Source organism: Ferrigenium kumadai (genome assembly GCF_018324385.1).
In the GTDB taxonomy this organism is placed as follows: Bacteria; Pseudomonadota; Gammaproteobacteria; order Burkholderiales; family Gallionellaceae; genus Gallionella; species Gallionella kumadai.
This window is the reverse complement of record NZ_AP019536.1, coordinates 2,506,155-2,532,463: the sequence shown is the minus strand read 5'-3', so window position 1 is coordinate 2,532,463 and position 26,309 is coordinate 2,506,155. Positions and strand designations below refer to the sequence as shown.

Sequence of the window (26,309 nt, the reverse complement as noted above, 5' to 3'; positions counted from 1 at the left end):
GCGCCATGTTCGCCAAATTCTTTATCGACCGTCCCATCTTCGCCTGGGTCATCGCCCTCATCATCCTGCTCGCAGGCGTACTGGCTTTGCGGAGCCTGCCGGTCTCGCAGTACCCGGCGGTCGCGCCGCCGGCGTTGTCGGTGACCGTTACTTATCCGGGCGCGTCGGCGCAGGTCGTCGAAGAGACCGTGATCGCCCTACTCGAACAGGAGATGAACGGCATCGACAACCTGCTGTACATGGAGTCGGCGGGGGAGCTGGGCAGGGGTAGCATCACGCTGACCTTCCAGACCGGAACCGATCTCAACTTCGCCTCGGTGGAAACGCAGAACCGAATCAAGCGCGTCGAGGCGCGCTTGCCTGAGGAAGTGCGGCGCCTGGGCATCACCGTGGCGAAATCGGCGCGCAATTACGTGATGATCGTCGCGATGATCTCGCCGGACAAGACGTACGACAACGTCGCGCTGGGCAGTTATGCCGCGGCCAACGTGCTCGACAGTATCCGCCGCGTGCCCGGCGTGGGCGAGGCGATGCTGTTCGGCACGGAGTATTCGATGCGCCTGTGGCTCAAGCCGGAAAAGCTGCAAGGCTACGGCTTGTCGCCCGCCGACGTGTCGCGTGCGGTGCGCGCGCAGAACTCGCAGCTGGCCACCGGCGAACTGGGCCAGCTCCCGAACGCGCCGGGTCAACAACTCAACGCGGTGATCGTCACCAAGAGCCGGCTGTCCAGCCCGGAGGAATTCGGCAACATCATCGTGCGCACCAACCCCGACGGTTCGTCGCTGCGCGTGAAGGACGTGGCGCGCGTCGAGCTGGGCGCACAGGACTATTCGACCAGCACCCGCGTCAACGGCCAACCGGCGGCGGGTATCGCCATCCGCCTGACGCCGGATGCCAATGCGCTGGAAACCGTCAAGGCGGTCAAGTCGCGCATGACGGAGCTGGCGAAGTTCTTCCCCAAGGGCGTCGACTGGGTGGTGCCGTATGAGACCTCGCAGTTCATCGATATCTCCATCAAGGAAGTGGTGAAGAGCCTGGTCGAGGCGCTGGTGCTGGTGTTCCTGGTGATGTACCTGTTCCTTGGCAACCTGCGTGCGACCGTCATTCCCACCATCGTCATTCCCGTGGCGCTGGTCGGCGCGCTGGTCGGCCTGTACCTGCTGGGCTATTCGATCAACGTGCTGACGCTGTTCGCCATGGTGCTGGCAATCGGCATCGTGGTGGACGACGCCATCGTGGTGGTGGAGAACGTCGAACGCATCATGACCACGGAGAACCTGCCGCCGCGCGAGGCGACGCGCAAGGCGATGGACCAGATCGTCGGCGCGATCATCGCGATTACGCTGGTGCTGTCGGCGGTGTTCATCCCGATGGCGTTCTTCTCGGGCTCGACCGGCGCGATCTACCGCCAGTTCGCCGTCACGCTGGTGCTGACCATGGCGTTCTCCGCGCTGATGGCGCTGACGCTGACCCCGGCTTTGTGCGCGACGCTGCTCAAACATCAGGCGGGTAAGGACGATCTGCTGCCTGCAACCGGCTTCCTCGGCTGGTTCAACCGCATGTTCATGAACACCACGCAGCGTTACACCGGCAGCGTGGCGAAGATCGTCAAGAAGACGGGTCGCTACCTGCTGGTCTACGCGGTGATCCTGCTCGCGGTGGGCGGGCTGTTCGCCAAGCTGCCGGGCAGCTTCCTGCCCGAAGAGGACCAGGGCTACTTCATCAGCGTGATCCAGTTGCCGGCGGGCGCGACGCAGGAGCGAACCCTGGAAGTGCTGTCGCAGGTCGAACAGTTCTACCTCAAGCAGCCCGAAGTCGAGCGCGTGGTCGGCGTCGCGGGCTTCTCGTTCTTCGGGCGCGGCCAGAACGCGGCGATCACCTTCGTGCGCCTCAAGGGCTGGGATGAGCGCAAGGCGGCAGACAGTTCTTCGACTGCATTGGTGCGCAAGGCCAACATGGCGATGTTCCGCATCAAGCAGGCGATGATCTTCGCGATCAATCCGCCGCCCATTCCCGAACTCGCGGCGGTGGGCGGCTTCGACTTCCGACTGCAGGACCGTGCCGGCCTGGGGCGCGAGAAGCTGCTCGAGGCGCGCAACATGGCCCTCGGCATGGCGATGCAGAACCCGGCGTTGACCGGCGTGCGTCCCGAAGGTCAGGAGGCCGGACCGCAGCTGTTCCTCGACATCGATCGCCTGAAGGCCGAGACGCTGGGCGTGTCCATCACCGACCTGAACGAGACCCTGCAATCGCTGCTGGGTGCGGCGTACATCAACGACTTCGTGCGCCAGGGGCGCGTGCTGCGCGTGCAGATGCAGGCGGAAGCGGACACGCGCCGCACGCCCGAGGACATCCTCAAGGTATCGGTGCGCAACAACCAGGGCGGCATGGTGCCGCTGTCCGAACTGGCCACCGCGAAGTGGATCGCAGGTTCGCCCAAGCTCGACCGTTACAACGGCCTGCCGGCGATGAAGATCTCCGGCAGCCCCGCGCCCGGCCACAGCACCGGCGAGGCGATGGCGGCGATGCAGCAGATCGCGGCGAAGCTGCCGCCGGGCTTCGGCTTCGAATGGTCCGGCACCTCGCGCGAGGAGATACAGTCCGGCGCGCAGGCGCCGCTGCTGTTCGCCGTGTCGCTGATCGTGGTGTTCCTGTGCCTCGCCGCGCTGTACGAGAGCTGGTCGATCCCGTTCGCGGTGATGCTGGTGGTGCCGCTGGGCGTGTTCGGCGCGGTGCTGGCCGTCACGTTGCGCGGCCTGCCCAACGACGTGTATTTCAAGGTCGGCCTGATCGCGATCATCGGCCTGTCGTCGAAGAACGCGATCCTGATCATCGAGTTCGCGCGCAAGTTGCAGGACGAGGGCATGGGGCTGATCGAGGCGACGCTGGAAGCCTGCCGCCTGCGCTTCCGCCCGATCCTGATGACCTCCATCGCGTTCATTGCCGGCGTGTTGCCGCTGGCCATTTCCACTGGCGCGGGCGCGCAGAGCCGCCACGCCATCGGCACCGGCGTGATGGGCGGCATGCTCGCCGCCACGCTGCTCGCCGTGTTCCTGGTGCCGGTGTTCTTCGTGGTGGTGCGCCGCATCTTCCCGGGCCATGCGCGCAAACACGTCGAGCATGAGGAGAGTCACCATGAGTAAGAAATTCGCAATTGCCGCCATTACACTGGCGCTGGCAGGATGTTCGCTGGCGCCGACCTACGAACGTCCCGGCGTACCCGTTGCTGCCGCCTGGCCTGCGAACGCCAAGGCGGGTGGTGCGCGCAAGGTCGCGGATACCGGCATCGCTCAGTACTATCCCGATCCGCGCCTGCAGGCACTGATCGCCGCCTCGCTGGAGCATAACCGCGACCTGCGCATTGCCACGGCGCGCATCGCCGAGGCGCGCGGGCAATACGGTATCCAGAAAGCCGACCGTCTGCCCAATGTCAGCGCGAACGCGGGGCGCAGCGCTTCGTCGTCGCCCGCCAGCACCTCGTTCACTGGACGTCAGTTCAAGTCGCAGCGTTATGACGTGAGCCTGGGCCTGCTGGCGTTCGAGCTGGATTTCTGGGGGCGTGTCGCCAGCCTGAGCGAAGCGGCCAAGGCGAGCTACCTCGCCACCGAGTCGGCGCAGCGCGCATTCCGCCTGTCGCTGATCGCCGATGTGGCGAACGCCTACCTGTCGGCGATCGAGCTGCGCGAGCGAGTCCAGCTTGCCGCATCGACCGCGAAGACCCGCGCCGAATTCAGGGAGCTGACCTCGCGACGCCGCGACGTGGGCGTGGCGGGAGATCTCGATTTCCTGGCGGCGGAGGGGGCCTATCAGGCCGCAGTGGCCGAGCAGGCCAGCCTTGAGCAGCAGCAGGCCGCCGCAGAAAATCTGCTCGACGTGCTGGTCGGCCAGCCGGTGGCGCAGATGAAAAACCTGCCCGCCGGGCGCAGCCTGGCGGAGCAGGGTATCGCGCCCGACCTGATCGCGGGCTTGCCCGCCGAGGTGCTGCTGCAGCGTCCCGATGTGCTCGCCGCCGAGCAGCAGCTGATCGCGGCGAACGCGAACATCGGCGCGGCGCGCGCGGCGTTCCTGCCGCGTATCACGCTGACCGGCAGCGTCGGCACCGCCAGTCGCACACTCGCGGGACTGTTCGGTCCGGGCAGCGATGCGTGGAGCTTCCAGCCCTCGCTCACTCAGCCGCTGTTCGATGCGGGGCGCAACTCCGCCAGTCTCGATGTGGCAGAGGCGCGCAAGGTGATCGCCGTCGCGGAATATGAAAAAGCCATCCAGCAGGCATTCCGCGAAGTGGCCGACGTGCTGAACGCGCGCGAGAATCTTGCCAAGCAGCTTGCCGCGCAGGAAGCGAACGCACAGGCGCAGAGCCTGCGCCTCAAGCTGGTCGAGGCGCGCTACAAGGCGGATATCGCCAACTACCTCGAACTGCTGGACGCACAGCGCGATTCGTTCTCGGCGCAGCAGGGGGCGGTGCAGGTGCGGCGAGCCCTCCTGTCCAACGCGGCACAGCTCTACAAGGCGCTGGCCGGGCAGGCGGCGCAATGACGCGCGGTGCCGCGAGCGAACAGACCCGCGAGCGCCTGCTGAGCGCGGCGCGCGAGGTGTTCTCGGAATTCGGCTTCCAGGGCGCGACGGTGCGCGAGATATGCCGCCGTGCAGAGGCCAACGTCGCGGCGGTGAACTATCACTTCGGCAGCAAGGACGGTCTGCTGGCCGAGGCTCTGCATTTCGAGTCGCTGCGGATGCTGCAGGAGTCCAATGCCAAGGTGGACGCCAGCCCCGAGGTGCGCCTGGGCCTGTTCATCCGCGACTTCATGCATATGCTGCTGGACGAGAAGAACCCGTCGTCGCAATGCCGCATCATGGCGCGCGAATTGGCCGATCCCACGCCCGCACTGGACAAGATCGTGCGCGAGGCCATCGCACCGCTGCACGATTTCCTCGCCAAACTGGTGCGCGAGATCGTCGGCGGCAAGGTGAGCGAAGCCGAGCTGCATCGCTGCGTGCACAGCATCCTCGGGCAATGCTCGTACTATCGCCAGTCCCACCCGGTGCTGCGTCGCCTCCATCCCGACCTGAGCTACGATGGCAAGGAGATCGACGACATTGCGCGGCACATCGCCGACTTCTCGCTGAATGGGCTCAAGTACCTCGGCCGGCAGGCCTGACCTTCCGTTCAAAGACCTCCAGGCCGAAACGACAGGCGAAGTCTATTGACTCACCACGCCAGTGCGGGCGAAACTGCTTCGCATGACCCGCCCCTTGTTCTATCGCTCCGTATTGATCGCGCTCGCCTTTGCGCTATCGGCGTGCGCCTCGGACGAGCAGACGCGGGTGACCGACGCGGCCACATCGCCGTTGAGCGACCTGAATCTGGTTCGCACGAAAATACCGCCGGTGCTGCTTGAGGCGCGTAAGCAGCCTTATGCGATCCCGGCAGAAGCGACTTGCGAGGATCTGGTTGCCAAGGTGCACGAACTCGATGTCGTGCTGGGACCGGACTTCGATGCCGCGCCATCCGGCCACGAGACCGGTCTCGTCGAGCAGGGAACGAACGAGGCCAAGAATATGGCCATCGGCGCCCTGCGCAGCACCTCGGAGAACATCATCCCGTTCCGGGGATGGGTGCGCAGACTCTCCGGTGCGGAGCGCCATTCGCAAGAGGTGGCTGCCGCCATCGTGGCCGGCACGGTCCGCCGCGCTTTCATCAAGGGACTCATGGTCGCTAAGCCATCGTGCGGCACGGCGCTGACTTCGCGCTGAGCGGGGATCGAGCGAAAGCAGCCCTCGCCGTTTGGTACAATTCCGCCCATTCATCCAGCCGGAAACCATCATGCAGCAACTCACCCTTACCCGTCCCGACGACTGGCACCTGCACTTGCGCGACGGCGCGCTGATGCAGTCTGTACTACCGGACACCGCACGGCAGTTCGCCCGCGCCATCGTCATGCCCAATCTGCGCCCGCCGGTGACAACAACGGAACAGGCGCTGGAATACCGTGCGCGCATCCTCGCCGTGTTGCCCCAGGGCATGAAGTTCGAGCCGCTGATGACGCTGTACCTGACCGACAACACCAGTGCGGAGGAAATCCGCAAGGCCAAGGCCAGCGGCGCGGTCCACGCAGTGAAGTTGTATCCCGCGGGTGCGACCACCAACTCCGATGCGGGAGTGACCGATCTGCGCAAGACCTACGCCGCGCTGGAAGAGATGCAACGCTGCGGCATGCCGCTGCTGGTACACGGCGAGGCGACCGATGCGGCCATCGACATCTTCGACCGCGAGGCGGTGTTCATCGAGCGCGTGATGCAGCCCCTGCTGAAGGACATGCCGAACCTGCGCGTGGTATTCGAGCACATCACCACGAAGGATGCCGCGCAATTCGTGATGAGTGCGCCGGATAACATCGCCGCCACGCTCACGCCGCAGCATCTGCTATACAACCGCAACGCGATGCTGGTCGGCGGCATCCGCCCGCACTTCTACTGTCTGCCGATACTCAAGCGCGAGACGCACCGCGAGGCGCTGGTGAAAGCTGCCACGAGCGGCAGCAGGAAATTCTTCCTCGGCACCGACAGCGCCCCGCACGCACAGCACACCAAGGAGAACGCTTGCGGCTGCGCCGGTTGTTACTCCGCGCATAGCGCCATCGAGCTGTATGCCGAGGTGTTCGAAGCCGCGGGCGCGCTCGACAAGCTGGAAGGCTTCGCCAGCTTCCACGGCGCGGACTACTACGGCCTGCCGCGCAACAAAGAGACCATCACGTTGTGCAAGGAAGAATGGCAAGTACCCGCATCGGTGGAGTTCGGCGAGCATCGCCTCGTGCCGTTAAGGGCGGGCGAGACGATGAAATGGAAGCTCGTGGGGTGATGATGGGACAGGTGAACGTGGCAGAAGGAAGAAAACCTCAGGCTCCATCCATGACGGATGGCAGCCATATGGACATCCTCATGATCCATGCCTTGCTGGATTCGCTGTTCACGATCTTTGCCACCATGGTGAGGTTGAGGGTACAACCCGGGATTCCGGAGCCGAAACAAGGCAAGGCGGCCAAAGGAGTGGTCTCTGCGCTTATCGGAATGAAGGGCGAGGGCGCCTGCGGCAGCGTCGCGCTGTCGCTCCCGCTGCCGGCGATACGCGAGATCTCCCGCAACCTGCTGGGCCACGAGATCGCCAGTGCCGATAACGAGGCTGCGGACCTCGCCGGAGAGCTGGTCAATATGCTGGTGGGCGGTGCCAAGCGCATCCTGTCCGAGCAGGGGCATGATTTCGACATGCAGACCCCGCAATTGCTGCTGGGAGAGGGGCACGAGATCGTTCACCACTATCCCGGTCAAACCGTGCTGCTGCCGGTCAATATCGGGCAGAGCGAGTTCTATATCGAGTTGAATTTTGTCTGAGCGAACCATCATGCCTTTATCTTCTTACCTTAACACCTCGCCCATCCTTGGCGAGCAGGTCTATCTCCATCCCTCCTGCCAGGTCATCGGCGATGTGAAGATCGGCGACGACAGTTCCGTGTGGTGCAACACCGTGCTGCGCGGTGACGTGAACCGTATCGTGATCGGGCGCGGCACCAACATTCAGGACCTGACCATGGGCCATGTGTCGCACAAGACGCCGGACAAGCCCGAAGGCTCGCCGCTGATCGTGGGGGACTACGTGACGGTGGGGCATTCGGTGATCCTGCACGGCTGTACCATCGGTAACGAGTGCCTGATCGGCATGGGCTCCATCATCATGGACGATGTGGTCGTTCCCGACCATGTGATGATAGGCGCGGGCAGCCTGGTGTCGCCGGGCAAGGTGCTGGAGGGCGGGATGCTCTACATGGGGCGTCCGGCCAAGGCGGTGCGTCCTCTCACGAAGGAAGAGATCGCCTACCTGAAATATTCGGCCGAGCACTACATGCGACTGAAGAACAACTATCTGAAAGAACCGTCAAGATAAAACGCTTGTAGGAGCGGGCCCTAATGAAGTTACTAGCCATCTCACTAAGCCAGCAAGCTGGCAAGTGATTGGTTATGCCCGCGATCAATTCGAATGTTGCGGGCAGGGCCCGCTCCTACGCGAACCAATAGTCTTTCGAGAATTGGAATGGGTTGCGTAACAGGGTCACAGGGTGCCTGCGCGGACAATCGATAAACCTGGTGGGCAATTCATTGCCCCCTATCAACCGGAAGTTGAAATGAGCACAGACAACAAAGAAGAAATCTATCGCGCCAAGATGAACCTGGAGACTTCGCGCATTGCGTGGAAGGAGCTACAGCGCTTCTTCGCCAGCGGCTCGGCGGTGGCGGTTTCAGCGGAACTCGATCTGGTCGAGGTGGCGTTCCAGATATCCGAGGACAACAAAGCGCAGGTCGCGCAGTGGATGTCCGCGGGCCAGGTCGGGTGGGTGTCGGACGAGCAGGCGCTGGCGTGGTACGAGTCGGATGCCGACGTGTGGGCGGTGGTGGTCAGCCCCTACGTGCTGGTGCAATCGGCGGAAAAACTCCAGTAAGTGGCCTTGGCGGGCAATGCTGCCTATCCTGGCAGAGCATTGCGCAGCGACATCAAGGTGTCCCGTATCTCGCCGAATAACGGCCGCGCATCGACATCCGGCAGGTCACAACGCTGCTGCAGGGTGCGGAGCTCTGTGACGATGTGCCGGGCTTCGGCGAGTGTGCTGCAGCGGTCGAGCAGCTCCTCAAGCAGGCAACCAAATGCGCGTGCTTCAATGCGTTGCAGCGCGGCGGCGAGTCGCCCGTCCCGTTGCTGAATGCCAGACGATGCCGGAATAAACGAAGCCGCGCCGAAGTCGCCCAGCAGGCAGTCGCCTTGCGGATTCCACAGGATGTTGTGCGCGTACAGGTCGCCGTGCATCACGCCCTGCGCATGCAGATGCTCCGCCACCGCGGCGACTTCATGTGCGATGTTCAATGCGGTCTCAAGGGTGAATTCAGTTTCCGCCGGATAGATGTCACGTGTACAGGACTCGAGGCTGGGCGGCCCGGCCAAGTTGCGGAAGCTCGGGTCTATCAGGGACATCACCAGCCCCGGTGTGCCATCCGGATGATTGCTGATCTTGCCCACGACCGGAATCAGGCCCGAGTGTGCGCCGGCCGCGATGCAGGCGGCTTTTTCGCTGCGCGGCAGGCCGTCGCTGGTCAGCGCCCCCTTGAAAACCTTGACCGCCACGGGCGACATCCCGTGAGCCGATTGCAGGTTGGCCCGATAGATCACGCCGGACGCGCCCTCGCCCAATTGATGCTGTAACTCCAGTGACTTCCAGTCGACGTGCGTGATCGGCTGCTTTGCCATCGCTGCAACTTCGCCGGCATCGCTGAAGGGATTCCCCGCATAGGCCAGCCATGCGAGACGTGGCAACGAGAGCAGCCAGCCGGGCAAATGGGCAAAGCGGTTCGCGGCGATGCGCAGCAATTCCAGCCGGTCGCAGGCAGCCATCTCGTCGGGCAGACGATGCAGGCGGTTCCCTGACAGCATGAGCTTTTGCAGGCGCGTGCATGAGCCGAGTCGCGCGGGCAGTTCGGTGACCTGATTGTCGGTGAGGATCAGCCAGCGCAGCCGGTCCGGCAATGCTGCAGCAGGAACGCTGCCGATCTGGTTGGCCTTGAAGCCTACCATGTCCAGATTAGGGCACTGCCCCAGTACTTCCGGCAGATGGGTAAAGCGGTTATCCGAGCAGAAGATCACGCGCAGCTTGTGCAGCTTCGGCAAGTCGTCGGGCAAGCTTGATAGCGCATTGCCGGAGAGATTGAGAATCTCCAGCGTATCGGCAATCTCGAAGATTTCTTCGGGGAAGCTGGTCAGTCCGCAGGACAGGTCAAGACGTTTGATGCCGGCCAGTTTCCCGGCACGCAGCGATTGGAGTGTGTGCATGGGGGCAACTATAGCGAAACTCGAACCATGGTGGTTCGCTTAACATTCGCTGTTCTCAGGATCAAGGCAGTCAATCGGGTCGATGGATAAATATGGTGAAAGGGAAGGCGCCGGCGATATGTAACCGGCGAGTGAATTACTCGCCGTTCAGGAAGCCCAGCATATCGTCTTTCAACTCCCAGAATTCTCCCTCAGACAGTCCGAGGCAGGCGAGCACGTCGTTCTTTACCTGTTCCCATTCCAGGTTCTTCTGGCACAGATGTTCGTCCACGATCAGCTCCGCCATGTAAACGATGCCGATCAGGCGGCCGACATTCTCGCTGATGGAAGAGAAAATGGTGCTGTCGTGATGGTGCAGGATGGCCTGACAGATATGCTGTGGCAGATACCACGAGCGCGCCAGCATGTTGCCGACGACTGCGTGCGTGGTCGAGAAATGTTCATTCTCCACTTCGTGGATATCCTTGCCTTGATTGCTCTCGGCCATGACGGTTTCGCGGTAGGTCGGGAAATGCTGCATCAGCACGGGGATCCCGCAATCGTGGAATAGCGTGGCTGCATAGGCATCGTCCTGGGAGATGTCTGGGAGTTTCCGCGCAAGCCTGGCGGCGACTGCAGCGGACACCGCGGAACGCTCCCAGAACTTGGTGAATTTCTGGGCGTCACCTCCCATGCTCTGGCTCAGCGCCGCGTTGGTCAGGAGGTTGATGGTGGTCTTCAAGCCAAGGAAGGAGATTGCCTGCGATACCGACGTGATCTTGCAGCGGATCCCGCTGAGCGGCGAATTGGCCAGTTTCAGCAGCGCGGCGGTCATGGCAGCATCCTGTTTGACTGAGTTCGCTATCTTTTCCACATCGGCATTCGGCTGACGCGCAGTCTTCATGACTCCATGCAGCAGGGCCGGACAAGGCGGGATCTTCACGTTTCCCAGCACTTTATTGAAATCTTCGGGCGTTACTTCCATCCAACCTTCTCCTGTTATTTTTGTCTTGGCGGGCTTGTCCTGCGCGCTTCCGGATGTAACCGGCTTCTCTCCTGAAGCATTGTGCCATCCTAGCCTCAGTTTGAGAACGTGAACATATGCCGAATTATCTAGATAACTCGAACTAGTGCAGTGGAAAAGAAACGGGGGCTCGAGGCCCCCGAGATGTTGCTTTAGTTGAATGGTTGCGGACGCGGAGTCTTGTCGGATGACGGCGGCAGGAGCGGCAACTGGAACGATGGCTGCTTTCCGGTCAGTGTTTTCAGGAAGGCGACGATCTTGCTGTTCTCTTCGTCGGTAAATTGCTTGCCCAACTGGAGGCGTCCCATGGTGTTGACCGCGTCTTTCAGTGTGGCAGCTTCGCCGTCATGGAAGTACGGATAGGTCAGTTCGACGTTGCGCAGTGTCGGCACTTTGAAGTAGAAACGGTCGGCATCCTTGCCCGTCACCGCGATGCGTCCTTCGGCGGGATTGGTGGTCTTGTACGGTTCGACTACGCCGAACTTCTGGAACGAGTTGCCACCGACGGCAGGGCCGTTGTGACAGGCGGTGCAGCCGCTATCCTTGAACAGTTTGTAGCCGGCGAGTTCCTCCTTGTTCAGCGCCTTCTTGTCCCCCTTCAGCCACTTGTCGAAACGGGAGTCGGGCGTCACCAGAGTCTCCTCGAAGGCGGCGATGGCCTTGGTCACCTTGTCGATATCAACCTTGTCGGAACCAAATGCGCTCTTGAATTCTGCTACATATGCAGGAATGGACTGGAGCACGTCGACAGCGAGTTCATGTGTGAACGCCATCTCGCCGGGGTTGGCGATCGGGCCGCCGGCCTGAGCCTTGAGGTCCGCCGCACGCCCATCCCAGAACTGGGCGAGGTTCATGCTGGAGTTGAGCACCGTAGGCGCATTGATCGGGCCTTGATGCCAGTTGTGTCCGACAGAGGTCTTGAGGTTGTCGGTGCCACCCATGGAAAGGTTGTGGCAGGAATTGCAGGAAATGAACCCGGATTTCGACAAACGGGGGTCGAAGTAAAGTTTCTTGCCGAGTTCGACGACTGCGGCATTCTGGGGCTTGGCCTTGACGACGGGCTGGATCGGCTCGTTACTGCTGGCGGCCTGCGCCAAACCGGTGCCGGCAACCATGGTTGTCAATCCAATGGTCAGTGACAGTAGGCGATGTCTGGTCATGTTATTTTCCTTTCTTGGTTAGTGACTAGCTGCATCCGAGATGCCGCCGGATCCCGGCGGGGGAAACTGACTTGCTTTACTGCAAAAGCAGGAAAGTTAGAAAATAAAAGCCGGAGAGAGTTCCTTGATTATTTCTTTTTCATCTCCGCTTCGATCTGCTGGCACAGCGTCTTCAGGATCTTGATGCGCGCGAAATTCTTGTCGTTTGCCTCGACCAGGGTCCACGGTGCCAACTCGGTGCTGGTGCGGTCCACCATGTCACACACGGCGGCTTCGTAGTCGTCCCATTTTTCGCGATTGCGCCAATCTTCGTCGGTGATCTTGAAGCGCTTGAAACCGATCTTTTCGCGCTCCTTGAAGCGCTTGAGTTGTTCGTCCTTGCTGATGGAGAGCCAGAATTTAACCACCACGATCCTGTGACGCACCATTTGTGCCTCAAAGTCGTTGATCTCGCTGTAGGCGCGCATCCAGTCGGTTTCGGAGCAGTACTTTTCGACGCGCTCCACAAGCACGCGGCCATACCACGAGCGGTCGAAGATGGTCAGCCTGCCGCGGCGTGGAATGTGCCGCCAGAAGCGCCACAGATAGGGCTGGGCACGCTCTTCCTCGGTGGGCGCGGCGATCGGCACGATGTTGTAGTGTCGGGCATCCAGTGCGCTGGCGACACGCCGGATGGCGCCTCCTTTGCCCGCCGCGTCGTTGCCTTCGAACAGGGCAATGACGGTGATGTCACTGAATTTCGGGTCGCGGGTCAGTATCGCCAGCTTACCCTGATATTTTTCCAGTTCGGTGAGGTATTTCTTCTTGCTGAGAATCTGGCTCAGATCCAGGGTTTTCAGCACGTTGAGCCGGTCGATCGAGGGCAGCGGCGGCGGGGCGGATACCTCGGTGATCTTCTGGCCGGCCTCATCGATGCGCTTGCGTATCGCATCGAGAATGACTTTCCCTACGGTCAGGCTGCGGTAGTTCGGGTCATAGCCTTCTACGATGGTCCATGGCGCTTCGGCGGTGCTGGTATGGCGGATCACGCTTTCGTTCACGGCGCTGAATTTGTCGTATAGCTCGTAGTGTTCCCAATCCCGCTTGGTAACGCGCCAGCGGGTCTTGGGATCTTTCTCCAGCATCTTGAGGCGTTTCTGCTGTTTTTCCTTGGACAGGTGCATCCAGAATTTGAGTATCAGTGCACCTTCCTCCACCAGCATGGTTTCCAGTCGCCTGGCTCGTTCGAGGCTCTGGTCCAATTCGGGGGTCTTGGCATGGCCAAGCACCCGGTTGAGTATCGGCCAGGTGTACCAGGAACCGAGGAAGATGCCGATCTTGCCCTTGGGCGGCAGGGCGCGCCAGAAGCGCCACATCATCGGCCGGTCCAGCTCCTCATCGGAGGGTTCGCCCATGCCGTGAGTTTCCAGGAAACGCGGGTCCATCCATTCGTTGAGCAGGTTGACGGTCTCTCCACGTCCGGCGCCATCCACGCCGCCGACCAGGATGATGACCGGAAACTTTGCCAGTTTGGACAGATCCATCTGCGCTTCCAGCAGCGCCTCGCGCAGCTTGGGCACTTCCTTGTCGTAAGTGGCCTTGTCGATCTTGTGTCCGAGCTCGGCGGATTCAAACATGGCGTTCTCCCTTACAAAAATTCCGGCGAAATGACGAGGCGCAGGGTGACCTGCGGCTGCTCTTCGCGCTCGCGGTAGCTGAACCACCACAGCGCGCCTTTCTTCAGGCTTAGCGAATAATCATCGCTGCCGAGCAGCTGAGCTGCGACTTCGCCCAGTGTCGGCTGGTGACCGACCACCAGCACCGTACCACCCGCGTCCGGCCAGCGAGCGGCTTGCAAGATCGCGTGCGCCGAAGCGCCGGGGCCGATGGTGGGGGCGAGGGTGAAATGGTCGGTGAGGGCAGCAACGGTCTGCAGTGTGCGGGTGGCCGGGCTGACCAGGATGCGCGCATCACGCGGCATGTGCTGGCGCAGGAAGGCGGCGGTCTTTTCGGCTTGCTTGACGCCTTTGGAGGTGAGTTTGCGTTCGAGGTCGGGCGCGCCGTCCTCTGCTTCCGCATGCCGCCACAGGATCAGATCCACTTTGGTCTCCCGAAAATTACAGTTTGCCAGCTTGCATATAGCGTATACACTGTTTTTGTCACTTTACTCTGGGGTACATGACATGACAACCAAGAAGTCCGCTGCAACCGCAACAACCACGAAGAAACCTGCCGCGAAGAAACCGGTGGCAAAGGCAGTAGCCAAGCCTGTGCGCGCCGCTTCCAAGCCGGAGGCCAAGAAAGCGAAGCAGAAGGTGAAGGTGGTGCGCGACAGCTTCACCATGCCGGAGAACGAATACCGGAAGATCGCCGAGATCAAGGAAGCTTGCCTCAAGGCCGGGCTGCCGGTGAAGAAGAGTGAAGTGCTGCGCGCGGGCCTGCAAGTTCTGGCCGGGTTGAGCGCCGCGCAATTGAAGCGAGCGCTGGGCGGCCTTGAGAAGATCAAGACCGGCCGTCCGAAAAAGCACTAATTGCCGGTCTTGTCCGGCAGGGCGGCGAGCTGCTTGAGCAGCCCCTCCTGCGCGCAGGTGCGTGTTGCACGGCGTGTGGCCTTGCGGCGGTAATGGCCGTCGCCGTCCATATCCCATGCCTGGCAGTTGTCCTGCAGGTAGGCCTTTAGCCCTTCGTCTAGAACGCGTTTCTTGAGCTTCTTGTCGAGCACAGGAAAGCACACCTCAATGCGGCGGAAGAAGTTGCGGTCCATCCAGTCCGCACTAGCCAGATAGACGTCGTGCCTCAGGTCGTTGCAGAAATAAAAGATGCGCGAGTGCTCGAGGAAACGCCCGATCACCGAGCGCACGCGGATGTTCTCCGATAGCCCTTTGACACCGGGGCGAAGCGCGCACACGCCGCGCACGATCAGGTCGATCTTCACACCCGCCTGCGAGGCTTCGTAAAGCGCGCCTATGGTTTCCGGTTCGAGCAGCGCGTTCATCTTGGCGATGATGTGCGCACGCTTGCCCTCCCTGGCAAGGCGGGTCTCGTTCTGGATGGCGCGCAGGATTTCGCTGTGCAACGTGAACGGTGATTGCCAAAGGTGGTTGAGCTTGCGTGCCTTGCCGAGGCTGGTGAGCTGGCTGAACACCTCGTTCACGTCGGCGCAGACCTCCTCGTTACAGGTGAACAGGCCGAAGTCGGTGTACAGTCGCGCGGTGCGCGGGTGGTAGTTGCCGGTGCCGAGGTGCACATAGCGGCGCAGTTTGCCTTCCTCGCGGCGCACCACCATCAGCATCTTGGCGTGGGTCTTGTGGCCGACCACGCCGTACACCACGTGCGCGCCGACCTGTTCCAGGCGGTTCGCCCAATTGATGTTGGCCTCTTCGTCGAAGCGCGCCAGCAGTTCCACCACAACCGTCACTTCCTTGCCGCGCTGCGCCGCGCCGATCAGCGCTTCCATCAGGGCGGAATCCACGCCGGTGCGGTACACGGTCTGCTTGATCGCCACCACATCCGGGTCGCTGGTGGCCTGCTGGATGAAGTCGATCACCGGCTTGAACGACTGGAAGGGGTGGTGCAGCAGCACGTCGCCCTTGCGGATCGCCTTGAACATGTCCGCCCCCTTCTTCTGCAGCCCGGTCGGGATGCTGGGCATGAACGGCGTGAATTTCAGGTCGTCACGCGCCACCAGGCCCGGGATCTCCATCAGGCGTACTAGGTTCACCGGCCCGTGCACGCGGTACAGGTCTTCCGGCGCGAGGTTGAATTCCCTCATCAGCAGTTCGGCCACCTGCGGCGAGCAGTTGTCGGCGATCTCCAGGCGCACCGCGTCGCCGAAATGGCGGTGCGGCAATTCGCCCTGCAGGCTGAGGCGCAGGTTCTTCACCTCTTCTTCGTCCACGAACAGGTCGCTGTTGCGCGTCACGCGGAACTGGTAGCAGCCCAGCACTTCCATGCCCGCGAACAGTTCTCCGACATGCGCGTGCAGGATGGAAGACAGGAACACGAAGCCGTGCTCGCAGCCGCTGATCTCCGGCGGCATCAGGATGGTGCGCGGCAGCACGCGCGGCGCCTGCACGATGGCGCGTGCCGAGTTGCGCCCGAAGGCATCCTTGCCCTGCAGCTCGACGGCGAAGTTCAGGCTCTTGTTGTGCACGCGGGGGAAGGGATGCGCAGGGTCGAGACCGATGGGCGTCAGCACCGGCATCACTTCGCGGAAGAAGAAGTCCTTCACCCAGGCCTGCTGTGCCTCGTTCCAGTGTGTGCGGCGGATAAATTTGATGCCCTGTGAGGCGAGCGCGGGGACGAGGTCGGTGTTGAACAGCTGGTATTGCCGCTCGATCAGGCGGTGGGCCTGATCGCGCACCAGCTTGAGCGTCTGTTTGGCGGTCATGCCGTCCACGCTGGCGACGACGCTGCCCAGCTTGATCTGTTCCTTCAGGCCTGCGACCCGGATCTCGAAGAATTCGTCGAGGTTGCTGCTGACGATACACAGGTATTTCAGCCGCTCCAGCAGCGGGATGGTGGTGTCCTCGGCCTGCGCGAGCACGCGCTGGTTGAACTCGAGCTGGCCGAGTTCACGGTTGAGGAACTGCTGTGGGGAGAATTTTCTGGCCAAAGCGCGAATCGTCAATTTTTCGGCGGCACGAAACCCTGCGGCATCTGCGAGCCCTCGCCGAAGAAGTAGTTCTCCATCTGCGCGGCCAGGTATCTGCGGGCCTCCGCATCGGCGAGGTTCAGCCGGTTCTCGTTCACCAGCATGGTCTGGAAGCGGATCCAGCCCTGCCAGGCTTCCTTGGAAACGTTGTCGAAGATCCGCTGGCCCAGCGGGCCGGGGTAGGGTGCACGATCCAGTCCTTCCGCTTCGCGGCCCAGTTTCACACAGTGAACCATTCTTGTCATGTTCGGGAATCTCCATGGGTTGTGATTATGTTGCACGATTATGACACCGAGATGACATCTTTGCGCGCGCCATGTTGTGCCGCCCAAGCAAATACGCGGGTGCGACAATATGACGCATTCCCAGACAAATGCGCCGCGCCGATAATCACGGCGCATTTTTACAGGGAGAAGAACAATGCAGTTGAAGCGTATAACCGTTTGTGTCGCGCTGGCGTTCGCGCCGGGGGCGTTTGCCGCCGAGACGGCCACCATGCCGGAAGTCGAAGTGACGGCAGAAAAACTGCAACCTCTGCCAGCCTTGAGCGACTCCGCTCTCGGCGGAGGAAATATTAACCATCTGCGCGCATCCACCAGCGATACGGCAAAACTGCTTGAGGATCAGCCCGGGATTAGTCTTTATGGCGCTGGCGGCGTTTCCAGCCTGCCCGTGATTCACGGAATGGCGGACGACCGCGTGCGCGTCAAGGTCGATGGCATGGACTTTATTGCCTCCTGCCCGAACCATATGAACTCGCCGCTTTCCTCTATTGACCCAACCAATGTCGGCACCGTCAAGGTATATGCCGGTATCACACCGGTGAGCGTCGGCGGTGATAGCATCGGCGGCTCCATCGTCGTCGATTCGCCTGCACCGGTGTTCGCTGCCCCCGGTCAAGGTAGCCTTACCAAGGGTGAGATTGGCGCGTTCTACCGCAGCAACGGCAATGCGAAAGGCGGCAACCTTTCCGCCACCTATGCCACCGAGTCCATCAATCTGACTTACTCCGGCGCGACCGCAGAATCGAACAACTACAAAGCGGGGGGTAATTTCAAGACAAGAACAGATACCGGCGTTACCGGACATACTCTCCCGCTCAATGAAGTCGGTTCGACGGCGTACAAGACCAGGAATCACACTCTCGGTTTCGCGATGAAAGGTGGCAATCACATCGTTGAAGCCAAACTGGGCTTGCAGGACATCCCTTATGAGCTTTACCCGAACCAGCGCATGGACATGATGGGCAATACCCAGCGCAGTTTCAATCTGCGTTATGTCGGCCAACTTGATTGGGGTGCGCTGGAGGCACGGGCATATCACGACAAGGTCGATCACTTCATGGAATTCGGCCCTGACAAAAAATTCCTGTATACCGCTGGCAATTCGACCCAGGGCATGCCGATGAACACCCAAGGCAGGACGACGGGTGTCACCGCCAAGGCCAGCATCGTCCTGACCGAGCAGGATTTCCTGCGCGTCGGCGGCGAATACCAGAATTATCGCCTTGATGACTGGTGGCCGGCCGTAGTTGGCAGCGCGGGAATGGGCCCCAATCCTTTCTGGAACATCAACAACGGCAAGCGCGACCGCACGGCACTGTTCGGCGAATGGGAAAAGAACCTGGGTCAGCAATGGCTGACGCTGCTTGGCCTGCGCTATGAGCGGGTGAACACGAATGCCGGCCAGGTTCACGGTTACAACTTAGCCACGTTCCCGACGGCGGGAGCGGGGGGGATGATGAACCAAACCAGAGATGCCGTCAGTTTCAACAACGCCAACCGCGATAAAACCGACAACAACTGGGATATGAGCGCCTTGGCGCGTTACACGGCGAATGCCAATAACGACATCGAATTCGGCTTTGCCCGCAAGGTACGTTCGCCGAACCTTTATGAACGCTACACCTGGTCCACTGCGAACATGATGTCGATCATGAACAATTTTGTCGGCGACGGAAACGGCTATATCGGCGACGTCAATCTGAGACCGGAAAAGGCGCATACACTCTCTGCTACCTTCGATTGGCACGCGACCGACCGGGATTGGGAGTTCAAGGCCACACCCTATTACACACGGGTCACCGACTACATCGATGCCGTGCAATGGAATGGTGCCACCAATGCCGCGCGCGCTCCGTTGCTGACAAACCAGTTCGTCGTGCTCAAATACGCAAACCAGTCGGCACGGCTCTATGGCCTCGATCTCTCTGGCCATATGCCACTGGCCAAGAACGGCATGGGCGAACTCGGCCTCAAGGGCTTGCTCACCTACACCAACGGCAAGAACCGCAACACGGGTGATGATCTCTACAACATCATGCCGCTCAATGCCAAGCTCACGTTTACACAGAAACTTGGGGGCTGGGACAACGGCATCGAGCTCGTGGCTGCAAAGGCCAAGAACCAGCTTTCCGATGCGCGCAACGAAATCAGGACGCCGGGCTATGGCCTTGTTAATTTGCGTGCTACCTATTCATGGAAGCAGGCACGCATCGACTTCGGAGTCGAGAACCTGTTCGACAAGCTATATGCCCTGCCGCTCGGCGGTGCCTATGCCGGGCAGGGAACGACCATGGCGATCAACCCCGTCGATATGCCTTGGGGTATCCCCGTTCCCGGCATCGGGCGTTCACTTTATGCCGGTGCGACAGTTAAATTTTAAACCGAGTTGTAATTGGATCGAAAAAGCCGCCGGAAACCCCGGCGGTTTTTTTATGGATGCGACCAGCTTACTGCACCTGTGTAGGCAGTGAGCAGGACGATCACGCCGAATACGATGCGGTACCAGGCGAACACCACGAAGGTGTGGTTGGAGATGAAGCGGATGAAGCTCTTCACCGCCCACATCGCGGCGAGGAACGAGGCGATGAAGCCGACGGCGAACACCGGCAGGTCGGAGGCATGCAGCAGCGCCCAGTTCTTGTAGAGGTCGTAGGCCGTGGCGGCGAACATGGTGGGGATGGCGAGAAAGAAGGAGAACTCCGCCGCCGTCTTGCGGCTCAATCCGAAGATCATCCCGCCCATGATGGTCGCACCCGAGCGCGAGGTGCCGGGAATCATCGCGACGGCCTGCGCGAAGCCTACCTTGAGCGCATCCGGCCAGCGCATCTCGTCCACCGAATTGACGCGCGGATGGTAGGCGCGCTTCTCCACGTAGAGGATGACGAAGCCGCCCACGATCAGCGCGGTGGCGACGGTGATCGGGTTGAACAGCAACGCCTTGATCGTGGAATGGAACATGAATCCCAGCACTGCGGCGGGCAGGAAGCCGACGAACAGCATGGCGGCGAAACGCTGCGACGGCGCATCGCCCGGCAAACCGATCACCATTTTGGTCAGGCGCTCGCGATAGTCCCAGCACACGGCGAGAATGGCCGCAAGCTGGATGACGATCTTGAATACCTTGCTGGTCTCGTCGTTGTAGTCGAGCAGGTCGCCGAGGATGATGAGGTGGCCGGTGGAAGAGATCGGCAGGAATTCGGTCAGTCCTTCGACGATGCCGAGGATGGCGGCCTTGAGCAGCAGTGCGATGTCCATAGTTTCGTCATTCCCGCGCAGGCGGGAATCCAGAGTATTTAACGGGTTTGTTGTTCGGTTGCGATGCGCAGATTCACGGCGCGGCGTTCTTCGTCGCTCATTCCCACCCAGCGCGTGATCTCGTCGAAGGTGCGCAGGCAACTGCGACAGATATCGTCGCCCAGCACCGTGGTGCAATATCCGACGCAGGGTGAATCAGCGGTGATTGGGGCGGGATGGGCAGGGAGGCGTTGCATGGCGCGATTATACCGGTGGCAGGATTGCGTTATTGAACTACATGCGCCATAAACGGAACCCTGCACTCCTGATCGCAATGGGATCGAAAGCGGATTTGATGTCGACTACCACGCCGTTGCGTTTGATGTGCTTGAGAATTTCAGGCAAGGGCATATGCAGATACTCGTGATGTTTTACGGCTAAGACAACGGCATCCGCCTCGTCCGGCAGATCATCCCACGAGCACAGCGAAATGCCGTATTCATGCAGCGCCTTGGCGGGATCGGCGATCGGATCATGCACGGCTACCTCACACTCGAAATCCTCAAGTTCCCGGACCAGGTCGGCTACCCTTGAATTGCGCAGATCGGAGCAATTCTCCTTGAACGTCAGGCCCAGTACGATAACCTTGGCTCCCTTGATCGAAGAGCCTGCATGGACCATTTGCTTGATAGTCTGTTTTGCCACATGGGAAGCCATGTCGTCGTTGATCCGGCGCCCGGCAAGAATCACTTGCGGGTGGTAACCCATCATTGCCGCCTTGTGTGTCAGGTAATATGGATCCACCCCGATGCAGTGCCCACCCACCAATCCGGGACGGAACGGCAAAAAATTCCACTTCGTGCCGGCGGCCTGTAAAACCTCCAGCGTATCGATCCCGAGTTTTCCGAAAATAATGGACAACTCGTTCATCAATGCGATATTCAGATCGCGTTGTGTATTTTCAATAACCTTGGCCGCTTCGGCCACCTTGATTGAAGTGGCCCGATGCACGCCCGCCTGGATGACGGATTCATAAAGCCGGGACACCTTTTCCAGCGTTTCGTCGTTGTCCCCCGAAACTACCTTGGTGACCATGGCGATGGTGCGTTCCTTGTCGCCGGGATTGACGCGTTCCGGCGAATAGCCGACATGGAAATCCTGTTTCCATTTCAGGCCGGATTCTTTTTCCAGCACGGGAATGCAGATTTCCTCGGTGGCTCCCGGGTAGACCGTCGATTCGTAGATAACGACCGCGCCCCGTTTCATGTATTGGCCTACCGTGGCGCTCGAGGAGATGAGCGGGGAGAAATCCGGCTGATTGGCTTTATCAACCGGGGTGGGCACTGCCACGACGATAAAGTCGGCGGCAGACAACTCCGCTGGATCGGTTGTGACACGAAGCTTTGTGGCCGCTTTCAGGTCGTCTGTGGCAATTTCGCCCGCCGGATCGATGAATTTCCGGTAGCTGTTGACCTTGCTCTCGGACAAGTCGTAACCGACGGTGTTGAATCTCTTGCCAAACTCGACGGCCAACGGCAGCCCGACATACCCAAGTCCCACGACTGCGATGGTTTCCAACTCACTCATCAACTTCACTCCTTCACTGGCCACGGCAGATCAAATTTACACATTGATGCGGAAGACGGGGGATGGATATTAATTCGGTTTAATTATACGGAGGGTCGCGTTGCTTGCTCCAATTTGGTCAACCACATCAGTGCCTGCTCGCGCGATGCACAGCACATTTCCGTCGAGGGCTGCAGACCGGTGCAAAATGCGGGCCGTTCGGGCTGACCGAATGCGGCGCAGCGTTCATCAGCCACGAGTTGAACGCAGCGCACGCCGGCGGGTTTGCCCTGCGGCATGCCCGGCAGAGGCGAGTTAATGGAGGGCGCGATGCAGCAAGCGCCACAGCCCTCCCTGCAAGTCACCGTCATGCTTTATGCCTTGTGATAAACCTGCGCGCCCTGCTTCACAAACTCCACCGACTTCACTTCCATCCCCTTCTGTAGCGCGGCCTGTTCGTCCACGCCCTGCGCGGCGGCGAAGTCGCGCACGTCCTGGCTGATCTTCATCGAGCAGAACTGCGGGCCGCACATGGAGCAGAAGTGCGCGATCTTGGCGGAATCCTTGGGCAGGGTCTCGTCGTGGAATTCGCGCGCGCGGTCGGGGTCGAGGCCGATGTTGAACTGGTCCTCCCAGCGGAATTCGAAGCGCGCCTTGCTCATGGCGTTGTCGCGGATCTGCGCGCCGGGGTGGCCCTTGGCGAGGTCGGCGGCGTGGGCGGCGATCTTGTAGGTGATGATGCCTTCCTTCACGTCGGCCTTGTTGGGCAGGCCGAGGTGTTCCTTGGGAGTCACGTAGCAAAGCATGGCGGTGCCGAACCAGCCGATCATCGCTGCGCCGATGGCGGAAGTGATGTGGTCGTAACCGGGGGCGATGTCCTGCGTGAGCGGGCCGAGCGTGTAGAAGGGCGCCTCGTGGCACCACTTAAGCTGCAGGTCCATGTTCTCCTTGATCATGTGCATGGGCACATGGCCGGGGCCTTCGATCATCACCTGCACGTCGTGCTTCCACGCGATCTGCGTGAGTTCGCCCAGCGTCTTCAGTTCGCCGAGTTGCGCTTCGTCGTTGGCGTCGTAGACCGAGCCGGGACGCAAACCATCACCCAGGCTGAAGGTCACGTCGTAGGCCTTCATGATCTCGCAGATCTCTTCGAAGTGCGTGTAGAGGAAGTTTTCCTTGTGGTGGGCCAGGCACCACTTCGCCATGATGGAGCCGCCGCGCGAGACGATGCCGGTCATGCGCTTCGCGGTCATCGGGATGTAGCGCAGCAGCACCCCGGCGTGGATGGTGAAGTAGTCCACGCCCTGTTCAGCCTGCTCGATCAGGGTGTCCTTGAAGATTTCCCAGGTCAGGTCTTCGGCCTTGCCGTTAACCTTTTCCAGCGCCTGATAGATCGGCACGGTGCCGATGGGCACGGGCGAGTTGCGGATGATCCACTCGCGCGTCTCGTGGATGTTCTTGCCGGTGGACAGGTCCATCACCGTGTCGCCGCCCCAGCGTATGGCCCAGGTCATCTTTTCCACTTCTTCCTGGATGCTGGAACCGAGCGCGGAGTTGCCGATGTTGGCGTTGATCTTCACCAGGAAGTTGCGGCCGATGATCATCGGTTCGACTTCTGGGTGGTTGATGTTGGCGGTGATGACGGCGCGGCCGGCGGCGACCTCAGAGCGCACGAACTCGGGCGTGATCTCCTTGGGCATGGCTTTGCCGAAGTTTTCGCCCGGATGCTGTTGCAGCATCATTTCGGAAAGCCCTTCGCGGCGCTGGTTTTCGCGGATCGCGATGTATTCCATCTCCGGCGTGATGATGCCCTGACGCGCGTAATGCATCTGGGTCACGTTCTTGCCGGGCTTGGCCTTGCGCGGGGTGTGCTTCAGGTTGAAGCGCATGTCGGCCAGCGCCGGGTCGTTCAGGCGCTGTTGGCCGTATTCGGAAGTCAGGCGTGGCAGCGCTTCGGTGTCGTCGCGTTCGGCGATCCACGGAGCGCGCAGTTCTTCGAGGCCGGAGCGGATGTCGATCTTCACTGCCGGGTCGGTGTAGGGGCCGGAGCAGTCGTAGACATAGATCGGCGGGTTCTTCTCGATACCGTTGCTGGTATGCGTGTCGGTCAAGGTGATCTCGCGCATCGGCACGCGGATGTCGGGGCGAGAGCCCTGGACATAGACCTTGCGCGAATTTGGCAACGGCTTGACCGCGGCCTCGTCAACGTGCGCGGTCTGGGCGATGAATTGGGGATTGGCGTTCATGGTGGCGCTCCTAAATTGCAGAAAGCACCGGAAGGATGCTTCCCTACGACGGCATGATCCGTACAGGTTCAAAGGGTATATCTCACTGCCTTGATTGGCAGACCCCCAGCGAGGAACGCAAGGTACTGGAAAGGCAGGGCAAAAGCAAGTTGAGCCGGCAGGGGGGTGTTGTTATACTGCCCGGACGACAGCAACACCATAATGAATACGAAGCTTCAGGAGAGGGAGATGCAAAACGTGGAACAAGCGCGCTTTAACATGATCGAGCAGCAGATTCGCCCGTGGGAGGTTCTGGACGGACGGGTGCTGGAATTGCTCAAGCATGTGCGCCGCGAGCAGTTCGTGCCGGCGGGGGTGAAGGACCTGGCCTTTGCCGATATGGAGATTCCGCTGGGTCATGGCGCCGCGATGTGGCAGCCCAAGCTTGAGGCGCGTGCTGTCCAGGAATTGCATCTCACCCGCAACGACAAGGTGCTGGAAGTGGGCACCGGCAGCGGTTACCTGACGGCGCTGTTGTCCGCTTTGGCAGGGCATGTGACGTCGGTCGAGATCGTGCCGGAACTGAGCGCCATGGCGAAACAGAATCTGGCGGCCTATCATCGCGACAACGTCACCCTTGAGGTGGGCGATGCGGCGCGCGGTTGGGGCGAAGCGAGCTACGATGTGATCGTATTGACAGGTTCCACGCCGGTGTTGCCGGAGGCGTTCCAGAACAGCCTGAACATCGGCGGCCGCCTGTTCGTCATCGTCGGCGAAGCGCCGCTGATGGAAGCGAAGCTGATCACTCGCGTTGCGCCGGACACCTTCGAGACTGTCAACGTCCTGGAAACCTGCGTCGCGCCGTTGCAGAATGCGGCACAACCTCGGCGGTTCGTGTTCTGACCGCCGGGATTGCGCAACGCAGCCCCAGGCTGTAGTATTAGCAAAATCTAATATAGAGGTTGCGCAAGACCGATGAGACTAAAACCCTATCTCCTGGCGACTTTGCTTGCCGCTGCCGGTTCGGCGCAAGCGGCTGACCTGCTGGAAACCTTCCATGCCGCGCAGGCGAACGATCCGGTGTTTGCCGCGGCGCGTGCCGCACGCCAGGCCGGGCTGGAGAAGCTTCCGCAGGGGCGTTCCCTCTTGTTGCCTAATCTTAACCTTGGCGCGAACAGCACGCTCAACGACCAGACTGTGCAGTATCGCGGTGCATTCCCCTTTCCAGGGGGCAATCAGCGCTATAACTCCCACGGCTACAACGTGAATCTGACGCAACCGCTGTTCCGCCAGCAGAACTGGCTGGCATACACCGAATCCGAGCTGCAGGTAGCCCAGGCGGAAGCGCAATTCCTGCTTGCCGAGCAGGATCTGATTCTGCGCGTCGCCCAGGCCTATTTCGACGTACTGATCGCGCAGGACAGCGTGCGGCTCGCCGAGGCGCAAAAGACCGCCATTGCCGAGCAACTGGAACAGGCCAAGCGCAACTTCGAAGTGGGCAGCGCCACCATCACCGACACGCACGAGGCGCAGGCGCGCTACGACCTCACCAGCGCGCAGGAGATCGCCGCGCAGAACGACCTTGAGATCAAGCGCCGTGCCTTGCAGCAACTGCTCAACGCCATGCCCAAGGAACTCAAGCCGCTCGGCAAGGAGTTCAAACTTGAGGCACCCCAACCTGCCGACATGGAGAAATGGGTGGGCGACGCGGAATCGAACAATCCGCAGCTCGCCATCGCGAAGGCCGCGGCTGAGATCGCCGACAAGGAAGTTGCGCGCAACCGTGGCGGGCACTATCCGACTGTGGATTTGGTGGCGAACTATTCAAAAACCTATGCCAATGGCGGAACCTTCGGCGTGGGTAGCGATGTCACCGGCAAGAGTGTGGGGGTTCAGCTGAATGTGCCCCTGTTTCAGGGGGGCGTAGTGAATTCCCGCTGGCGCGAAGCAGAGGCCAATCGCGACCGTGCGAAGGAAGAGCTGGAGAATGCCCGTCGCACCGTCGCCACCCAGACCCGCCAGGCTTATCTCGGCGTAGTCAGCGGCATCGCCCAAGTCAAGGCGTTGCAGCAGGCGCTGACCTCCAGTGAAAGCGTGCTGGAGGCCAGCAAGCTGGGACAGGAAGTCGGAGTCCGCACCAACCTCGACGTGCTGAACGCCCAGCAGCAACTGTATGCCACCCGCCGCGACCTGTACCAGGCCGAATACAACTACCTTGTCAGCCATCTGCGTTTGAAAGCCGCGGCGGGGTCGCTGGGCGAGGAGGATGTGGACAGGGTCAACCGGGCGCTGCACTGAGTTTGACGCAGGTTCTCGAATTTGCGTGGTAGCGT

General features: G+C 61.0%; 24 protein-coding genes and 1 riboswitch. Of the genes, 12 read left to right on the top strand and 12 right to left on the bottom strand.

Annotation, left to right across the window (positions count from 1 at the left end):
• Positions 1-5: 5 nt before the first annotated feature.
• From FGKAn22_RS12240 to FGKAn22_RS12205, 8 genes are all read left to right on the top strand, one after another.
• Complete coding sequence (locus FGKAn22_RS12240; protein WP_212785914.1) at positions 6-3,143, top strand: efflux RND transporter permease subunit; 3,138 nt, start codon at positions 6-8, stop codon at positions 3,141-3,143.
• Positions 3,136-4,536, top strand: coding sequence for an efflux transporter outer membrane subunit (locus FGKAn22_RS12235; RefSeq protein WP_212785913.1), 1,401 nt, complete (start codon positions 3,136-3,138; stop codon positions 4,534-4,536). Before FGKAn22_RS12240 ends, FGKAn22_RS12235 begins: the two co-directional genes overlap by 8 nt.
• Positions 4,533-5,159: a CerR family C-terminal domain-containing protein gene (locus FGKAn22_RS12230; protein WP_212785912.1), complete on the top strand. Its 627-nt coding sequence runs from the start codon at positions 4,533-4,535 to the stop codon at positions 5,157-5,159. Before FGKAn22_RS12235 ends, FGKAn22_RS12230 begins: the two co-directional genes overlap by 4 nt.
• Positions 5,160-5,241: 82 nt before the next feature.
• On the top strand, positions 5,242-5,754 hold the full coding sequence (locus FGKAn22_RS12225) for a hypothetical protein (protein ID WP_212785911.1): 513 nt from the start codon (positions 5,242-5,244) through the stop codon (positions 5,752-5,754).
• A gap of 70 nt (positions 5,755-5,824) precedes the next feature.
• Positions 5,825-6,859, top strand: a complete 1,035-nt coding sequence (pyrC, locus tag FGKAn22_RS12220) for a dihydroorotase (protein WP_212785910.1) — start codon at positions 5,825-5,827, stop codon at positions 6,857-6,859.
• Positions 6,860-6,909: 50 nt separating this feature from the next.
• The gene (locus FGKAn22_RS12215; RefSeq protein WP_212785909.1) at positions 6,910-7,389 is read left to right on the top strand and encodes a chemotaxis protein CheX; all 480 of its coding nucleotides are present in this window, start codon (positions 6,910-6,912) and stop codon (positions 7,387-7,389) included.
• Between the two features lie 10 nt (positions 7,390-7,399).
• A complete protein-coding gene (locus FGKAn22_RS12210) occupies positions 7,400-7,939 on the top strand; it encodes a gamma carbonic anhydrase family protein (RefSeq protein WP_212785908.1) in 540 nt (179 codons plus the stop codon).
• 238 nt (positions 7,940-8,177) lie between these two features.
• Positions 8,178-8,492 carry a DUF2288 domain-containing protein gene (locus FGKAn22_RS12205; protein WP_212785907.1) on the top strand — a complete coding sequence of 105 codons (315 nt, stop codon included), beginning with the start codon at positions 8,178-8,180 and terminating at the stop codon, positions 8,490-8,492.
• 23 nt (positions 8,493-8,515) lie between these two features.
• Here FGKAn22_RS12205 and FGKAn22_RS12200 read toward each other — a convergent pair whose 3' ends face one another.
• The 5 genes from FGKAn22_RS12200 to sixA all read right to left on the bottom strand — a co-directional run bounded on the left by FGKAn22_RS12200 (position 8,516) and on the right by sixA (position 14,114).
• Positions 8,516-9,871 (bottom strand): leucine-rich repeat-containing protein kinase family protein, encoded by a 1,356-nt coding sequence (locus tag FGKAn22_RS12200; protein WP_212785906.1) that lies wholly within the window; start codon positions 9,869-9,871, stop codon positions 8,516-8,518.
• 136 nt (positions 9,872-10,007) lie between these two features.
• Positions 10,008-10,835, bottom strand: coding sequence for an HDOD domain-containing protein (locus FGKAn22_RS12195; protein ID WP_212785905.1), 828 nt, complete (start codon positions 10,833-10,835; stop codon positions 10,008-10,010).
• A 191-nt stretch (positions 10,836-11,026) separates the two neighbouring features.
• Positions 11,027-11,989 (bottom strand): cytochrome-c peroxidase, encoded by a 963-nt coding sequence (locus FGKAn22_RS12190; RefSeq protein ID WP_281411913.1) that lies wholly within the window; start codon positions 11,987-11,989, stop codon positions 11,027-11,029.
• 173 nt (positions 11,990-12,162) lie between these two features.
• Positions 12,163-13,650 (bottom strand): polyphosphate:AMP phosphotransferase, encoded by a 1,488-nt coding sequence (gene pap, locus FGKAn22_RS12185; RefSeq protein WP_212785903.1) that lies wholly within the window; start codon positions 13,648-13,650, stop codon positions 12,163-12,165.
• Positions 13,651-13,661: 11 nt separating this feature from the next.
• A complete protein-coding gene (gene sixA, locus FGKAn22_RS12180) occupies positions 13,662-14,114 on the bottom strand; it encodes a phosphohistidine phosphatase SixA (protein ID WP_212785902.1) in 453 nt (150 codons plus the stop codon).
• A gap of 82 nt (positions 14,115-14,196) precedes the next feature.
• Here sixA and FGKAn22_RS12175 point away from each other — a divergent pair, with 82 nt between their 5' ends.
• The gene (locus FGKAn22_RS12175; RefSeq protein ID WP_212785901.1) at positions 14,197-14,544 is read left to right on the top strand and encodes a hypothetical protein; all 348 of its coding nucleotides are present in this window, start codon (positions 14,197-14,199) and stop codon (positions 14,542-14,544) included.
• Here FGKAn22_RS12175 and ppk1 read toward each other — a convergent pair.
• Positions 14,541-16,628, bottom strand: coding sequence for a polyphosphate kinase 1 (gene ppk1 / locus FGKAn22_RS12170; protein WP_212785900.1), 2,088 nt, complete (start codon positions 16,626-16,628; stop codon positions 14,541-14,543). The genes FGKAn22_RS12175 and ppk1 overlap by 4 nt on opposite strands.
• 11 nt (positions 16,629-16,639) lie before the next feature.
• Positions 16,640-16,912, bottom strand: a complete 273-nt coding sequence (locus tag FGKAn22_RS12165; protein WP_212785899.1) for an oxidative damage protection protein — start codon at positions 16,910-16,912, stop codon at positions 16,640-16,642.
• Positions 16,913-17,162: 250 nt separating this feature from the next.
• Between FGKAn22_RS12165 and FGKAn22_RS12160 the strand changes: the two genes are divergently transcribed.
• Complete coding sequence (locus FGKAn22_RS12160; RefSeq protein ID WP_246487410.1) at positions 17,163-19,331, top strand: TonB-dependent receptor; 2,169 nt, start codon at positions 17,163-17,165, stop codon at positions 19,329-19,331.
• Positions 19,332-19,381: 50 nt separating this feature from the next.
• Here FGKAn22_RS12160 and FGKAn22_RS12155 read toward each other — a convergent pair whose 3' ends face one another.
• The 5 genes from FGKAn22_RS12155 to thiC all read right to left on the bottom strand — a co-directional run bounded on the left by FGKAn22_RS12155 (position 19,382) and on the right by thiC (position 23,997).
• On the bottom strand, positions 19,382-20,206 hold the full coding sequence (locus tag FGKAn22_RS12155) for an undecaprenyl-diphosphate phosphatase (RefSeq protein WP_212785897.1): 825 nt from the start codon (positions 20,204-20,206) through the stop codon (positions 19,382-19,384).
• A 38-nt stretch (positions 20,207-20,244) separates the two neighbouring features.
• Positions 20,245-20,442 carry a DUF1289 domain-containing protein gene (locus tag FGKAn22_RS12150; RefSeq protein WP_212785896.1) on the bottom strand — a complete coding sequence of 66 codons (198 nt, stop codon included), beginning with the start codon at positions 20,440-20,442 and terminating at the stop codon, positions 20,245-20,247.
• A gap of 37 nt (positions 20,443-20,479) precedes the next feature.
• The gene (locus tag FGKAn22_RS12145; protein WP_212787232.1) at positions 20,480-21,763 is read right to left on the bottom strand and encodes a nucleotide sugar dehydrogenase; all 1,284 of its coding nucleotides are present in this window, start codon (positions 21,761-21,763) and stop codon (positions 20,480-20,482) included.
• A gap of 92 nt (positions 21,764-21,855) precedes the next feature.
• Entirely contained in the window at positions 21,856-22,116 is a 261-nt protein-coding gene (locus FGKAn22_RS12570) for a YkgJ family cysteine cluster protein (protein WP_246487503.1), read from the bottom strand.
• Positions 22,117-22,125: 9 nt separating this feature from the next.
• Positions 22,126-23,997 (bottom strand): phosphomethylpyrimidine synthase ThiC, encoded by a 1,872-nt coding sequence (thiC, locus tag FGKAn22_RS12140; RefSeq protein ID WP_212785895.1) that lies wholly within the window; start codon positions 23,995-23,997, stop codon positions 22,126-22,128.
• 23 nt (positions 23,998-24,020) lie between these two features.
• Positions 24,021-24,114, bottom strand: a riboswitch (TPP riboswitch).
• A 111-nt stretch (positions 24,115-24,225) separates the two neighbouring features.
• On the opposite strand from thiC, the gene FGKAn22_RS12135 reads away from it, so the two are divergent.
• The gene (locus tag FGKAn22_RS12135) at positions 24,226-24,879 is read left to right on the top strand and encodes a protein-L-isoaspartate O-methyltransferase family protein (protein ID WP_212785894.1); all 654 of its coding nucleotides are present in this window, start codon (positions 24,226-24,228) and stop codon (positions 24,877-24,879) included.
• Between the two features lie 72 nt (positions 24,880-24,951).
• Positions 24,952-26,274 carry a TolC family outer membrane protein gene (locus FGKAn22_RS12130; RefSeq protein ID WP_212785893.1) on the top strand — a complete coding sequence of 441 codons (1,323 nt, stop codon included), beginning with the start codon at positions 24,952-24,954 and terminating at the stop codon, positions 26,272-26,274.
• Positions 26,275-26,309 lie beyond the last annotated feature (35 nt).

Coding starts and splice junctions, on each gene's coding strand:
- FGKAn22_RS12235 (WP_212785913.1), top strand. CDS start 3,136: ATGAGTAAGAAATTCGCAATTGCCGCCATTACACTGGCGCTGGCAGGA.
- FGKAn22_RS12195 (WP_212785905.1), bottom strand. CDS start 10,835: ATGGAAGTAACGCCCGAAGATTTCAATAAAGTGCTGGGAAACGTGAAG.
- FGKAn22_RS12210 (WP_212785908.1), top strand. CDS start 7,400: ATGCCTTTATCTTCTTACCTTAACACCTCGCCCATCCTTGGCGAGCAG.
- FGKAn22_RS12225 (WP_212785911.1), top strand. CDS start 5,242: ATGACCCGCCCCTTGTTCTATCGCTCCGTATTGATCGCGCTCGCCTTT.
- FGKAn22_RS12230 (WP_212785912.1), top strand. CDS start 4,533: ATGACGCGCGGTGCCGCGAGCGAACAGACCCGCGAGCGCCTGCTGAGC.
- FGKAn22_RS12200 (WP_212785906.1), bottom strand. CDS start 9,871: ATGCACACACTCCAATCGCTGCGTGCCGGGAAACTGGCCGGCATCAAA.
- FGKAn22_RS12155 (WP_212785897.1), bottom strand. CDS start 20,206: ATGGACATCGCACTGCTGCTCAAGGCCGCCATCCTCGGCATCGTCGAA.
- FGKAn22_RS12160 (WP_246487410.1), top strand. CDS start 17,163: ATGCCGGAAGTCGAAGTGACGGCAGAAAAACTGCAACCTCTGCCAGCC.
- FGKAn22_RS12215 (WP_212785909.1), top strand. CDS start 6,910: ATGACGGATGGCAGCCATATGGACATCCTCATGATCCATGCCTTGCTG.
- FGKAn22_RS12240 (WP_212785914.1), top strand. CDS start 6: ATGTTCGCCAAATTCTTTATCGACCGTCCCATCTTCGCCTGGGTCATC.
- FGKAn22_RS12135 (WP_212785894.1), top strand. CDS start 24,226: ATGCAAAACGTGGAACAAGCGCGCTTTAACATGATCGAGCAGCAGATT.
- FGKAn22_RS12175 (WP_212785901.1), top strand. CDS start 14,197: ATGACAACCAAGAAGTCCGCTGCAACCGCAACAACCACGAAGAAACCT.
- pap (WP_212785903.1), bottom strand. CDS start 13,650: ATGTTTGAATCCGCCGAGCTCGGACACAAGATCGACAAGGCCACTTAC.
- FGKAn22_RS12190 (WP_281411913.1), bottom strand. CDS start 11,989: ATGGTTGCCGGCACCGGTTTGGCGCAGGCCGCCAGCAGTAACGAGCCG.
- FGKAn22_RS12150 (WP_212785896.1), bottom strand. CDS start 20,442: ATGCAACGCCTCCCTGCCCATCCCGCCCCAATCACCGCTGATTCACCC.
- thiC (WP_212785895.1), bottom strand. CDS start 23,997: ATGAACGCCAATCCCCAATTCATCGCCCAGACCGCGCACGTTGACGAG.
- FGKAn22_RS12165 (WP_212785899.1), bottom strand. CDS start 16,912: ATGACAAGAATGGTTCACTGTGTGAAACTGGGCCGCGAAGCGGAAGGA.
- FGKAn22_RS12205 (WP_212785907.1), top strand. CDS start 8,178: ATGAGCACAGACAACAAAGAAGAAATCTATCGCGCCAAGATGAACCTG.
- FGKAn22_RS12130 (WP_212785893.1), top strand. CDS start 24,952: ATGAGACTAAAACCCTATCTCCTGGCGACTTTGCTTGCCGCTGCCGGT.
- pyrC (WP_212785910.1), top strand. CDS start 5,825: ATGCAGCAACTCACCCTTACCCGTCCCGACGACTGGCACCTGCACTTG.